Source organism: Butyrivibrio sp. NC3005 (assembly GCF_000424545.1).
GTDB lineage: Bacteria > Bacillota > Clostridia > Lachnospirales > Lachnospiraceae > Butyrivibrio.
This window is the reverse complement of the sequence record NZ_AUKC01000005.1, coordinates 118,204-131,251: the sequence shown is the minus strand read 5'-3', so window position 1 is coordinate 131,251 and position 13,048 is coordinate 118,204. Positions and strand designations below refer to the sequence as shown.

At 36.7% G+C, this 13,048-nt stretch carries 11 protein-coding genes; all 11 read left to right on the top strand.

The features are described from left to right. The first annotated feature begins 69 nt into the window (after nucleotides 1–69). Complete coding sequence (ychF, locus tag G634_RS0102310) at nucleotides 70–1,164, top strand: redox-regulated ATPase YchF (RefSeq protein ID WP_026503943.1); 1,095 nt, start codon at nucleotides 70–72, stop codon at nucleotides 1,162–1,164. Between the two features lie 72 nt (nucleotides 1,165–1,236). Then, entirely contained in the window at nucleotides 1,237–2,127 is an 891-nt protein-coding gene (gene lgt / locus G634_RS0102305; protein WP_242826748.1) for a prolipoprotein diacylglyceryl transferase, read from the top strand. A gap of 261 nt (nucleotides 2,128–2,388) precedes the next feature. After that, nucleotides 2,389–2,814, top strand: coding sequence for a division/cell wall cluster transcriptional repressor MraZ (gene mraZ / locus G634_RS0102300; RefSeq protein WP_026503941.1), 426 nt, complete (start codon nucleotides 2,389–2,391; stop codon nucleotides 2,812–2,814). Between the two features lie 45 nt (nucleotides 2,815–2,859). After that, on the top strand, nucleotides 2,860–3,795 hold the full coding sequence (gene rsmH, locus G634_RS0102295; RefSeq protein ID WP_026503940.1) for a 16S rRNA (cytosine(1402)-N(4))-methyltransferase RsmH: 936 nt from the start codon (nucleotides 2,860–2,862) through the stop codon (nucleotides 3,793–3,795). 103 nt (nucleotides 3,796–3,898) lie between these two features. After that, the gene (locus tag G634_RS17660) at nucleotides 3,899–4,369 is read left to right on the top strand and encodes a hypothetical protein (RefSeq protein ID WP_051233631.1); all 471 of its coding nucleotides are present in this window, start codon (nucleotides 3,899–3,901) and stop codon (nucleotides 4,367–4,369) included. Nucleotides 4,370–4,481: 112 nt separating this feature from the next. Then, a complete protein-coding gene (locus G634_RS17655; protein ID WP_081676424.1) occupies nucleotides 4,482–6,827 on the top strand; it encodes a penicillin-binding transpeptidase domain-containing protein in 2,346 nt (781 codons plus the stop codon). A 155-nt stretch (nucleotides 6,828–6,982) separates the two neighbouring features. After that, the gene (gene mraY / locus G634_RS21325; protein ID WP_026503939.1) at nucleotides 6,983–7,948 is read left to right on the top strand and encodes a phospho-N-acetylmuramoyl-pentapeptide-transferase; all 966 of its coding nucleotides are present in this window, start codon (nucleotides 6,983–6,985) and stop codon (nucleotides 7,946–7,948) included. Nucleotides 7,949–7,960: 12 nt separating this feature from the next. Further along, a complete protein-coding gene (gene murD / locus G634_RS21320) occupies nucleotides 7,961–9,322 on the top strand; it encodes a UDP-N-acetylmuramoyl-L-alanine--D-glutamate ligase (protein WP_026503938.1) in 1,362 nt (453 codons plus the stop codon). A gap of 37 nt (nucleotides 9,323–9,359) precedes the next feature. Further along, the gene (locus tag G634_RS0102270) at nucleotides 9,360–10,535 is read left to right on the top strand and encodes an FtsW/RodA/SpoVE family cell cycle protein (protein ID WP_242826747.1); all 1,176 of its coding nucleotides are present in this window, start codon (nucleotides 9,360–9,362) and stop codon (nucleotides 10,533–10,535) included. A gap of 5 nt (nucleotides 10,536–10,540) precedes the next feature. Further along, complete coding sequence (locus tag G634_RS20065) at nucleotides 10,541–11,638, top strand: cell division protein FtsQ/DivIB (RefSeq protein ID WP_051233630.1); 1,098 nt, start codon at nucleotides 10,541–10,543, stop codon at nucleotides 11,636–11,638. 78 nt (nucleotides 11,639–11,716) lie between these two features. Then, nucleotides 11,717–12,958, top strand: coding sequence for a cell division protein FtsZ (gene ftsZ, locus G634_RS0102260; protein WP_026503936.1), 1,242 nt, complete (start codon nucleotides 11,717–11,719; stop codon nucleotides 12,956–12,958). Nucleotides 12,959–13,048 lie beyond the last annotated feature (90 nt).

The window sequence follows — 13,048 nt, the reverse complement described above, 5'->3', positions numbered from 1 at the left end:
TAACACCAAGTAATTGGAATGCTCGAAAAAGCTTATAAAATCAATACTTTTAAAGGAGATATATGAGATATGAAACTAGGAATCGTCGGACTTCCAAACGTTGGAAAGTCAACACTTTTTAATTCACTTACAAAGGCAGGAGCACTTGCAGCAAACTATCCATTTGCTACAATCGAGCCGAATGTTGGTGTTGTTGCAGTTCCGGATGACAGATTGAAGGATCTGGGAAAACTGTATAATACAAAGAAAGTTACGCCGGCAACAATTGAATTTGTTGATATCGCTGGTCTTGTAAAGGGAGCTTCAAAGGGTGAAGGTCTTGGAAACCAGTTCCTTGCAAACATCCGAGAATGTGATGCAATTGTTCATGTCGTTAGATGCTTTGAAGATACAAATGTAGTACATGTTGATGGAAGTGTTGATCCTGTAAGAGATATTGAGACTATTAATCTTGAACTTATTTTTGCAGATCTAGAAGTATTAGAGAGAAGAATTGCCAAAGTTACAAAGACTGCAAGAATGGATAAGGATGCAGCAAAAGAACTTGAACTTTTAAAGAGAATTAAAGAAGTTCTTGAAGCAAATAAGCCTGCCAGCGCTCTTGAAGTTGATGATGAAGATGAGAAGAAGCTTGTTAGCTCTTATGATCTTCTTACATGGAAACCTGTTATTTTCGCTGCTAATGTTAAGGATGACGACCTTGCAGATGATGGAGCATCTAATCAGTATGTACAAAAAGTTCGTGACTGGGCAGAAGGCAGATCTGAAGTGTTTGTAATCAGTGCTCAGATTGAAGAAGAAATTTCAGAACTCGATGATGATGAGAAGGCAGAATTTTTGGAAGGACTGGGACTTACAAAGTCTGGTCTTGATAAGCTTATTGAAGCTAGCTATCGTACTCTTGGTCTTATGAGTTTCCTTACTGCAGGTGAAGATGAGTGTAGAGCATGGACTATTAAGATTGGTACAAAGGCACCTCAGGCAGCAGGTAAAATTCATACTGATTTCGAACGTGGATTCATTAAGGCAGAAGTTATTAACTATGCAGATCTCCTTCGTGAAGGTTCTTTATCTAATGCAAGAGAAAAAGGACTTGTTCGTATGGAAGGAAAAGAGTATGTCGTTCAGGATGGCGATGTTATTTTATTCCGCTTTAACGTTTAATATAATTAAATAGCGCACAATAATTACTGCTTGCAAAAAAATCTGCAAGCAGTAACTGATGGGAGAGAATTTATGCCTGATACAATGAACGACATGTCGATAGCTTTTCCTCATCTACATTTGTATTTGCCATATGTTCCAAAAGATTTTACTATTTTTGGATTTAGAATAGCGATGTATGGAGTGATTATCGGCATTGGGATGATGTTGGCTGTTTCTCTGGCTGCATATGTAGCCAAAAAAACTGGTCAGAAACCTGATGATTACTGGGATTTATCAATCTATCTGGTTATCTTTTCTGTTATGGGTGCCAGATTGTATTATGTTATTTTTTCCTGGGATTTATACAAAAATGATTTGCTGCAGATTTTGAATATCCGAAATGGCGGACTTGCAATATATGGAGGAGTCATTGTGGGATTTATAACTTTGTTTGTATATGTCAAAAAGAAAAAACAAAGTTATTTTTTAATGGCAGATACTGGCGTATATGGACTTATCCTTGGGCAAATAATCGGAAGATGGGGGAACTTTTGCAACAGAGAGGCTTTTGGAGATTATACTGATAATCTTTTTGCAATGAGACTTCCGCTTTCTATGATTCGTCCAAATGAGATTACTACTTTGATGCGAGAGCATATCGTAGAAGGAACCAACTATATTCAAGTTCATCCGACTTTTCTATATGAGAGTCTTTGGAATCTTATGATTCTGATACTTATGCTTTTGTATCTTCACCATAAGAAATTTGATGGTGAGCTTATGCTGTTTTATCTTGGAGGATATGGACTAGGGAGAGGTTTGATTGAGACGCTTCGTACAGATCAGCTTCATTTATGGAATACTAATATTCCGGTTTCACAGATGCTTGGATTTTCTCTGTTTGTGCTTGCAGTTGTTGCTGATGTTGTCGTCCGATATAGAATGCATGCAAAAATAATCGAAAAACAGAATAAAAAATAAAAAATTTCAGTTTATTTTTTGTGGATGCAAAGAGTTGTTTTTAGATAATGAAATGGAATATATTGTGTTTTGTGATATTTTTGAATACAATATGCTGTAAAAAGGCGTTTGGCATTAATTTGCGGAGCGCCTTTTTTTATGCGGCTTTGAGGCTGATTTGAGGTTGTCAATTAAAAAAAACTGTTATAAAATTAGTTTAAGTGGTGAAGAGTGGTAGTAAGTGGTGACAAATGCCAGTTTTTATTTTTAAGGAGAATGTGAATGCTTACGGGTGAGTACAGTCACTCAATTGATGCTAAGAGCAGACTCATCATCCCAGCTAAGATACGCGATGAGATAGGAGACAGATTCGCGCTCACGAGGGGACAGGATGGGTGTCTTTTGCTGTACCCCGAAAGCGAATGGGAAGAATTTGTAATGAAACTGCAGAAACTTCCAAGCTCCAAACCACAGGTCAGAACAATTCGAAGATTTTATATTGGTGGTGCTATGGAATCTGAATTTGACAAACAGGGAAGAATTCTTATTCCGGCTAATCTATTGGAATACGCAGGTATTGGTAAAGAAGAGGAAGCAATTGTTGTGGGTGTCGGCTCGCATGTTGAAATCTGGAGTGCAAAGAAATGGAGCGAGGATTCCTTTGATGACATTGGAGCTATAGCAGAAGAGTTGGATTTGGACTTTTAGAGTTGGAAGCTGACAACGATTATTAAATGAAAGAGAAGAAATAAAATGGAGTTTAAACATATTTCTGTCCTTTTAAATGAAGTGATAGAAAATTTAAATATAAAACCTGATGGAATATATCTTGATGGAACTTTAGGGGGAGCAGGTCACTCTAGTTGCATTGCTGAAAAGCTTTCCGAAAAAGGTCATCTCTATGGAATTGATCAGGATGCAGATGCTATTAATGCTGCTAGTAAGAGGCTTGAACCGTTCTCTAATAGAGTTACTATTATTAGAGATAATTATGAAAATGCAGTGAAACGCCTCAAAGAGTTGGGAGTAAAGGGCGTAGATGGAATTTTGCTTGATCTTGGAGTTTCATCTTATCAGCTGGATGAAGCTGATAGAGGATTTAGCTACAAGGAAGATAGGCCACTTGATATGCGCATGGATCAGCGTCAGAGTCTTACTGCAAGGGATATTGTTAACGAGTGGTCTGAGATGGAACTTTATCATATTATAAGAGATTATGGAGAAGATAAGTTTGCTAAAAATATAGCAAAGCATATCTGCATTGAGAGAGCAAAAAAAGAAATTGAAACAACCGGAGAACTTGACAGAATTGTTCATGAGTCTATTCCGGCTAAGCTTCGAACAAAAGGTGGTAATCCGAGTAAGAGAACATTTCAGGCAATACGTATTGCCTGCAACAGAGAACTGGATGTTCTTCAGGATTCACTGGATGAAATGATTGATTTTTTGAATCCTGGCGGAAGAATATGCATCATTACTTTCCATTCTTTGGAAGACCGCATTACAAAAGTTAATTTTAAGAGAAATGAAAATCCTTGCACTTGTCCTCCGGAATTTCCGGTATGCGTATGTGGCAAGAAGTCAAAGGGAAAAGTAATTACAAGAAAACCAATTTTACCTTCACAGGAAGAACTTGATAATAATAAAAGATCAGCTAGTGCTAAGTTGAGAGTTTTCGAGAAAATATAGATTTTTTAGTCTTATTGATGAAACTTATATACAATGCGAATTTAGTTAGAGAACAAGCTTAGAAGCAAACTGGATGGGGTAAAAACGAAAAAGGAGAAATGCGATGAAGGATTCAAAAAGAAATGCATCTTTTCGTAAAACTGGATATACGCATGGAAGTGTTGCATACTCTACTTCAGTTAGACAGAAGCAGAGGCGTGAAAGTGACCGTTTTCGCGAAATACAGACCCAGTACAGACCAAGAAAAGACAGCCATCCGTATGGACATATGTTCATTTTGATGATGGGTATTGGCATATTTGTAGCAATTACTGTAAGTTTTGTATCACTTCGTTCTAAAGTTACTAATAGTGTAAATGAAATTTCGCAGCTTCAGAGTCAGCTTCATGAGCTTAAACAAAGTAATGATGAAGCTTATAATAAAGCAAACAGTAATGTGGATCTTGAAGTGATAAAAAAGATAGCAATTGAAGAATACGGAATGACTTATGCAAATCAGGATCAGGTTATCACATATTCTGACGAAGGCGGCGATGATTTTGTAAGACAAAAGCATGCAATTCCGGAGAATTGATAAATGTTATATTTCCTATAAAAAGTGCCGGAGGGGTAGTTGGTTCCGGCATTTTTCTATGTTTTTTTCTAGCACTAATTTTAAAAAGTGCACGTAAGGTAGAGGTCTATATATGGCAAGAAAAAAGAAAAAAGTTCAAAGATTCAACAAAAGAATGAAAAGGAGACTTAGCGAGGTTTTCATAATAGTTTTTTTGATATTTGTTTTTTTGGGCGCACAGGTTGTTAGCATTACTAAGCATGATGGAAAAGATTATGAGAAAGTAGTTCTTTCTCAGAGAAAATATGATTCTAAGACCTTGCCCTATAGACGAGGGGAAATATTAGATAAAAATGGCACAGTTCTAGCAGTAAGTGAGAAAGTATATAATGTTATTCTGGACGTACGCCAGCTTGTGTCATCTAAGAGTACTAATAAAAAGGATCCAGATGAAATAGTAAATACTACTGTTGATAATCTTGTGAAATATTTCGGATTTAATGGAGATGAAATAAAACAGTACATCAAAGATAATAAGACATCGGCATATCATATACTAGCAAAGGAGCTTCCGTATGATAAGGTTGAAGAATTTGAAAAAGTCATAACTCCAGGAGCAGACAAATATAATGCTAAGGTAAAAGGTGTCTGGCTGGAACCAACCTATATCAGAAAATATCCCAATAATATAATGGCATGTGATATCCTTGGATTCACTAACAAGGATAATGATGGACAGTTTGGTCTTGAGGAATATTATAGCAATACTCTTAATGGTATCGCGGGAAGAGAATACGGATATCTTGATGATAATAGCGATTTAGAGAGAACAACAATACCTGCTCAAGATGGTAACAGTATTGTTACAACAATAGATGGTAATATTCAGGGAATTGTAGAAAAGTATCTTCAGGAGTTTAATGATACTTATGCAAATGCTGTACATGAAGGTAATGCGGCAGAAAATGTCGGATGCATAGTTATGAATGTTAACAATGGTAATATTTTGGCTATGTCAAGTTATCCGTTTTATAATCCCAATACACCAAAAGATACTTCCAGACTTCTAGGAATGAGAATGGTGGATATGGATGGCAAGAAAGTAAGTATTGATGCTGAAACAGGCGGATATATAAATGAAGCTAATCTTGCAGGAATGTCTGATGAACTGGTACTTAAGAATCTTAATGCATTATGGAAGAATTTCTGTGTATCAGCTACCTATGAACCTGGATCAGTTGCGAAACCTTTTACTGTAGCAGCAGCTATTGACTCGGGAAAGATAACAGGAAACGAAGTCTATACATGTAATGGTGGTCTTGATGTTGCAGGTACTACCATTAGATGTCATAACAGATTTGGTGATGGACAGGTTTCTGTTGAAAGATCAATTGAGATTTCTTGTAACGTAGCACTTATGCAGATGGCTCAGGCTTGTGGACCGGAAATATTCGCACAATATCAGCATACATTTGGTTTTGGCTTAAAAACAAATGCTGATATTGTGGGTGAGGCCAGAACTGCAGGGCTTGTTTATCCAGCAGATAAGACTGGTCCAACAGAACTTGCAACCGGAAGCTTTGGTCAGGGCTTCAATGTGACTATGATTGAAACTATTGCAGCTTTTTCGTCTTTGATAAACGGAGGCTATTATTATCAACCTCATTTTGTAAGTGAGATTTTGTCGCCTAATGGTGCTACTGTAAAGAATATAGAGCCGCGTATCATAAGGCAGACAATATCAGAATCGACTTCAAAGAAAATCGTTCAATATTGTAATGCAGTAGTTTCTGGTGAAGAAGGTACTGGTAAAACGGCAAGACCAGCTGGATATATGATAGGTGGAAAAACAGGTACGGCAGAAACTATACCAAGAGATAAAAAGAACTATGTAGTTTCTTTTATGGGATATGCACCGGCCAATAATCCACAAATCGCAATTTATGTTGTTGTAGATAGACCAAATGCTGCTTTTCAGGCTGACGCAAAGTTTGCAACCCGTATTGTTAGAAAAGTATTGACAGAAGTTATGCCATATCTTCATTTTCCTATGACGGAAGAACTTAGTGATGAGGAAAAGCAGGAACTTGAAAGCATGAAAGTTAAGCAGACACCTTCAAATGAAGCTTCGTCTAATAGTTCCTCTGACGGCTCGTCTAGTGAAAGTGGTGAAAACTCAAGTACTTCGAAGGCTTCTAACGAAGATAATGCAGCAAAGTCAGCTACAAGGGTATGGGAATCATTTAAAAAAGATCCTAATACAGGATATTATATTGACCCTGAAAATGGAAATTTAATAAATCCTGAAACAGGAGAAGAAACAGGAGGAGAATCCTCACTTCCAAATTCAACAGCTGGCTCAGCTGAGGGATTGGATGATGGAGATACAGGAAATAATGCATCGCAGAAAAGCTCCAATGAAAATGTAGAATCTGTACCTACTTCTTCCGAAGGTAATAGCGTTGCTGGAAACCCATAAATGACTACTATGATAAAAGTTTTTATGAAAAGGCTTTGACTTTATTCAAATAAAATCATAATATGGAGCGTAGGGTTAATTCTTATTGGCAAAATGCGCACCTTATATGTATTTTGCCAATAATAAAAATACACATGTAATAAAAGAGGTTTGAAATGGAAAACGTAGTTTCGCAGGTAATAATTCCTGTATTACTCAGCTGGATTTTGGCTCTGGCTGCCGGAAAAATTATTATTCCATGGCTTAAGAGACTTGGAATTAAAGATTCAGAAAGAGAAGAAGGGCTTGAATCGCATAAGAAGAAAGCTGGAACACCGCTTATGGGCGGAATTATCTTTTTGCTTCCTATGTTCATAGTGTCAATTCCTTCCGCTTTTAAGAATAGGTCTATTCTACTTGTACTTATTCTTACATTGGGATTTTACCTTGTTGGAGTAACTGATGATTATATCAAGGTTGTAATGAAGAGGAACCTGGGTCTTAGAGTTTGGCAGAAATTATTATTCCAGTTTGTGATAATGGTTATTTTTACTGTTTATTTTACTAAATTTACTGACCTTTCTTTTGCAATGAAAGTACCATTTACAGGTATTGTTTTTGATTTGGGAATTTTTAATATACCGTTTTTGTTCATTGTGGCGCTGGCTACAACCAATGGAACCAATTTTACTGATGGTGTTGATGGTCTTTGCGGAAGTGTTACAGCAGTAGTAGCAGCGTTTTTTGTATTTGCATCATTTTATCTTAATGGAAACATTTCTCTTGTTTGTGCAGCTATGTTTGGCGGACTTTTGGGATATTTGTTCTATAATGTTTATCCGGGAAAGGTGTACATGGGTGATGGTGGCTCACTTGCTATTGGCGGATTTGTTACAGCTGCAAGTCTTGTGATGGGAATACAGTTGTGGATTCCTATTATTGGTATTATTTATGCTGTAGAAGTAATATCTGTTGTTTTACAGGTTGGATACTTTAAACTTACTCATGGTAAGAGGATTTTTAGAATGGCACCGATTCATCATCATTATGAAAAAGGTGGATGGTCTGAGACTAAGGTTGTTAATGCGTTTACTACAGTGACAATTATTGGCTGTCTTATTGGTGCTTGGGCTCTTTTGTAATTGGAGGATCAGATGGATTTAGTAGGAAAAAAGGTTCTTGTTATTGGAACAGGTGTATCAGGTATAGGATCAGCTCATTTACTTTGCCAAAATGGAGCAATTCCGGTTCTTCTTGATGAAAACATAAAAGTTAAAGAAGATGATGTTAGAAATAAACTTGATGAAGCAGACAGAGATAAAGCTATTATTGTTATTGGAGCTTTGAGTGATGAACTTATAAAGGAACTTGTGCTTGTAGTACCAAGTCCTGCAGTTCCGCTTGATTCTCCGACTATAATGAGATTAAAAGAAAAGTCTCTTCCGATTTGGAGTGAGATAGAACTTGCTTATAATTTTGCAAAAGGTAGTCTTATAGCTATTACAGGTACAAATGGAAAGACAACTACAACGACGCTTGTAGGTGAGATAATGAAAGCTTTCTATGAAGAAGTCTATGTCGTTGGTAATATTGGAAAGTCTTATGCTCTTGAAGCTATGAAGATGACTGATAAAAGCGTTTCTGTTGCAGAAGTAAGTTCATTCCAGATGGAAGCTGTCGAGAATTTTCATGCAAAAGTATCTGCTGTACTTAATGTAACACCTGACCATCTTAATCGTCATCATACAATGCAAGAGTATGCAAGATGCAAATTTAATGTTACAAGTAATCAGACAAAAGATGATACATGTGTGCTCAATTATGATAATGAGTATACGAGACAGTTTGCATCAAGATGTCCTGCAAAGGTTGTTTTCTTTTCATCAAAAGAAAAGCTTGAAAATGGTTTTTATGTTGATGGAGATGTGATTGTTTATGCAATAAATGGCGAGAAGATGCCTGTTATGAACATTCATGACATGAATCTTGTAGGTACCTGTAATGTTGAAAATGTTATGGCGGCTATTGCGATGTCACTTGCAATGGGTGTTACTCTTTCTACAATTCTTCGTGTAGTAAGAAAGTTCAAAGCTGTAGAACATAGAATAGAGTTCTCTGGAACAAAGAATGGTGTAGACTACTATAATGATTCAAAGGGAACAAATCCAGACGCTGCTATACAGGGAATTAAAGCTATGAGTAAGCCAACTTACCTTATTGGCGGAGGATATGACAAAGGAAACGAATATGACGAGTGGATTGAAGCTTTTGATGGAAAAGTAAAGGAACTCGTTTTAATAGGTGCAACCGCACAAAAAATTGATGAATGTGCAAGAAAACATGGTTTTAATAATATTCATCACGAAGAAACTTTTGAAGGGGCTCTTAGATACTGCTCTTCAAATGCACAGGAGGGAGAAGCGGTTCTTCTTTCTCCAGCCTGCGCAAGCTGGGATATGTTCCCTAGTTATGAGGTTAGAGGAAAGATTTTCAAGGAGTATGTAGCCTCCTTATAATTATTTAACCTGACAAGTATGGAAAGTAGGTGGAAGTATGGCAATGGATGCAAAGCAAAGAGTAAAAGCTAGATTTAAGAAAAGATATTATTTTGATTTTGAGCTATTGACAATAGTTTGTTTTTTGCTTGCATTTGGTCTTGTCATGCTTCTTTCTACCAGTAATTATGAAGCTACAATAACTTTTCATAATCCATATTATTATTTTAAAAAACAAGTTATATCCATGGCGTTTGGACTTGTGTTGTTCTTTATTTTGACATTTACCAAAGATTATCATATCTTATATAAAAAGTTCATTTTATTATCGTATGTTGCTTCAAATGCAGTTCTGTTTTTGGTTAAAACAAGTTTGGCGTATTCGGCTAATGGTGCTACCAGATGGATTAGAATTTTCGGTCTTTCTGTTCAGCCTTCTGAGCTTACTAAATTTGGAATGATAGTTTTTTTGGCAGGTTTTATCAGTAAGATTGGTAAAAAGATTTCTACCAGAAATGGTCTTATGCTCACGAGTGTTTTGGTTTTGATCCCAGTTTTTTTGGTTTATAAAGTAACTAGAAACCTTAGTACTGCTATTATTATCGCAGGAATTGCGTATGTCATGCTTTTTATTGCCTGTGAAAAGAAATTTCCATTTATTGCTCTCGTTGTTATTGTGGTTGTCATGGCTGTTGGTCTGGTAGTGTATGCAAAGGCAAACATAAACGGAAATTTGGATTTCCGAATGTTAAGAATTTTGGCATGGCTTGATCCACAAGCATATGCAAGCACAAAAGGTCAGCAGATATTACAAAGTCTATATGCAATTGGTTCAGGAGGCTTGTTTGGAAAGGGGCTAGGTGAGAGCGTTCAGAAGTTAGGTCCCCTTCCGGAAGCACAAAACGATATGATTTTTGCAATTATCTGCGAGGAACTTGGATTCTTTGGAGCAGCAGTAGTGCTTATAATGTTCATGATACTTATCTGGAGATTAAAAAAAATTGCTGATAGTGCACCTGATATGTTTGGAGCACTTCTTGTAATTGGAGTAATGGCACATATATCGATTCAGGTTATGCTGAATCTTGCTGTTGTCACAAATACGATTCCGAATACTGGAATCACACTTCCGTTTATCAGTTATGGTGGCTCAGCTATAGCTATTCAGTTAGCTGAACTTGGGATTGCATCCAATGTTGCAAGATTTACACCAGTCTATGATGATAGAAGGTGATAGAAATGAATAGGGCAGTTAAAAAGCGGCATAACGTCAAGAAAAAGCCAATTGGGACAAGGAAAACAAAAAAGAAAGTCTCGTCCAAAAAAACAGTGAAAGTCGAATCGTTCCCTAAAAAAGGAAAGACTTTAGAAGAACGTTTTGGACCATTGCCGGAAAAAGATACTAATGCTTATTCTATTCTTTTTAAAAGAATAAAAAGAACAATAAAAGAAAAGCTTTTGGCAAAAAATAAATATTTTAAAAGTGTCCGAGGGAGCCCGGATAGTGTAGGTAGATATATAACTAAGAATGGAAAAATAATAAGGACTAAAAAGAAAGTAAGAAAGAAAGTAAGAAAGAAAAGAGAACCTTTTTCTCTTAAGAAATTTATGCACTTGCATAAAAGTCTTGTGGTACTGGGATTTACAATACTTGCTGTTTTTCTGATATTTGTAAGCATAGTTTTATTTATCAGAATGAAATATAGAGTGACAAATGTATATGTAGATGGAAATTCCTACTATTCAGATAAAGAAATTTCTGATATTGTAATGAAAGGGAGTTTTTCACATAATTCACTTTATCTATCCTTGAAATATATGGACAAGGATATTGAGAATATTCCGTTTATTCAGAAAATTACAGTCAATATTGAATCTGCAAATACCGTACGTATTAACGTTTATGAAAAGGCTTTGGCAGGGTGCATTTTCTACATGGATCGATATATGTATTTTGACCGTGAAGGAATAGTTGTAGATTCTTCTGTTGAACAGCTTAAAAGTGTGCCACTGGTCATGGGACTTAAATTTGACAGTGTTGTCATGTATGAAGCATTACCGGTTGAACGAGCAAAAGTGTTCGATGAAGTATTGGATATTACACAGCTTTTGACCAAACACAAACTTAGTGCTGACAAAATTTATTTCGATAAAAATTATAACGTTTATTTGTTTTTTAAAAATGTTAAAGTTGCTATTGGAACAGAAGAAAATATTGACGAAAAAGTGACACAATTAGAGTATATTCTTAAGAGATTGAGTGGCAAAAAAGGCACGCTGCATCTAGAGGATTATGACGAAAATAAGGAAACAATCAGGTTTGAGGAAACATATTAGTTTTGTATTGCTAAATCGTCAAAAAAATCGTATCATATATTAAGGAAAAGAGTGATTACTCGTGAAGGAGGAGCCGTTTTGCTGGAAATCAAGTCAAATGAGGCTGAGTCTGCTTGCAAGATTATCGTTGTGGGAGTCGGTGGAGCAGGCAATAACGCTGTAAATAGAATGGTAGCTGAAAGTATTACAGGAGTTGAGTTTATCGGAATGAATACCGATAAGCAGGCTTTGCAGTTGTGCAGAGCACCAAAACTTCTTCAGATTGGTGAGAAGCTCACTAAAGGTCTTGGCGCTGGAGCTAAGCCTGAAGTTGGTGAGAAAGCAGCAGAAGAGAGCGTAGAAGATATTTCTGCATCTATTGAAGGCGCAGACATGGTATTCGTTACCTGCGGAATGGGTGGCGGAACCGGAACAGGTGCAGCGCCTGTAGTTGCACGCTGTGCAAAAGAAAAAGGCATTTTGACAGTTGGAATTGTTACAAAGCCTTTTAGTTTTGAGTCGCGTGCTAGAATGCAGAATGCATTGATGGGAATTGAGAATCTTAAGAGTAGTGTAGATACTCTTATCGTTATTCCAAATGATAAATTGTTACAGATAGTTGATCGTCGTACATCTATGCCTGATGCACTTAAGAAGGCTGATGAAGTTCTTCAGCAGGCAGTTAGAGGTATTACTGATCTTATTAATGTGCCTGGTCTTATTAACCTGGATTTTGCTGATGTTCAGACTGCAATGAAGGATAAAGGAATCGCACATATTGGTATCGGTGCTGGAACAGGCGACCATAAAGCTTCTGATGCTGTTAAGCAGGCTGTAGAAAGTCCTCTTCTTGATACAACAATTGCTGGTGCGTCTGATGTTATTATCAATGTATCCGGTGATATTGCACTTACAGATGCTTCTGAAGCTGCAAGCTATGTTCAGGAGATGGCAGGAGACAGAGCTAATATCATTTTCGGTTCTGTTTATGATGAAACTCAGGCAGACAGCTGTAAAGTTACAGTTATTGCTACCGGTATTGAGGATAATAGTAATAGCATGGCAGCACCACATATGGCAACTGTAGCACAGCCTGTAAATAGGCCTATTCAGACAAATGCACAGCCTAGACCACAGGCACAGCAGGTATTTGGTCGTCCTACTACAAGTGCAGTTCCTCAACCAAAGCCTTTTGTATCTCCGCAGCCAAATGGAATGCAGCAGATACAACCTGAGACAACTACAAATGATAATCAGCAAAGAACATCGTTTTTAAATGGAAATGTGGGCTCTAAAGTTGAACCTAAAACATTAAAAATTCCGGATTTTCTTAGAAAATAATTGGAAATTCGTTACTGTTTAGGAAAAGTAAACAGTAACGAATATAAGAATCGAGTAGGAGCATATATTGCAGCGAATTATTCTATATAT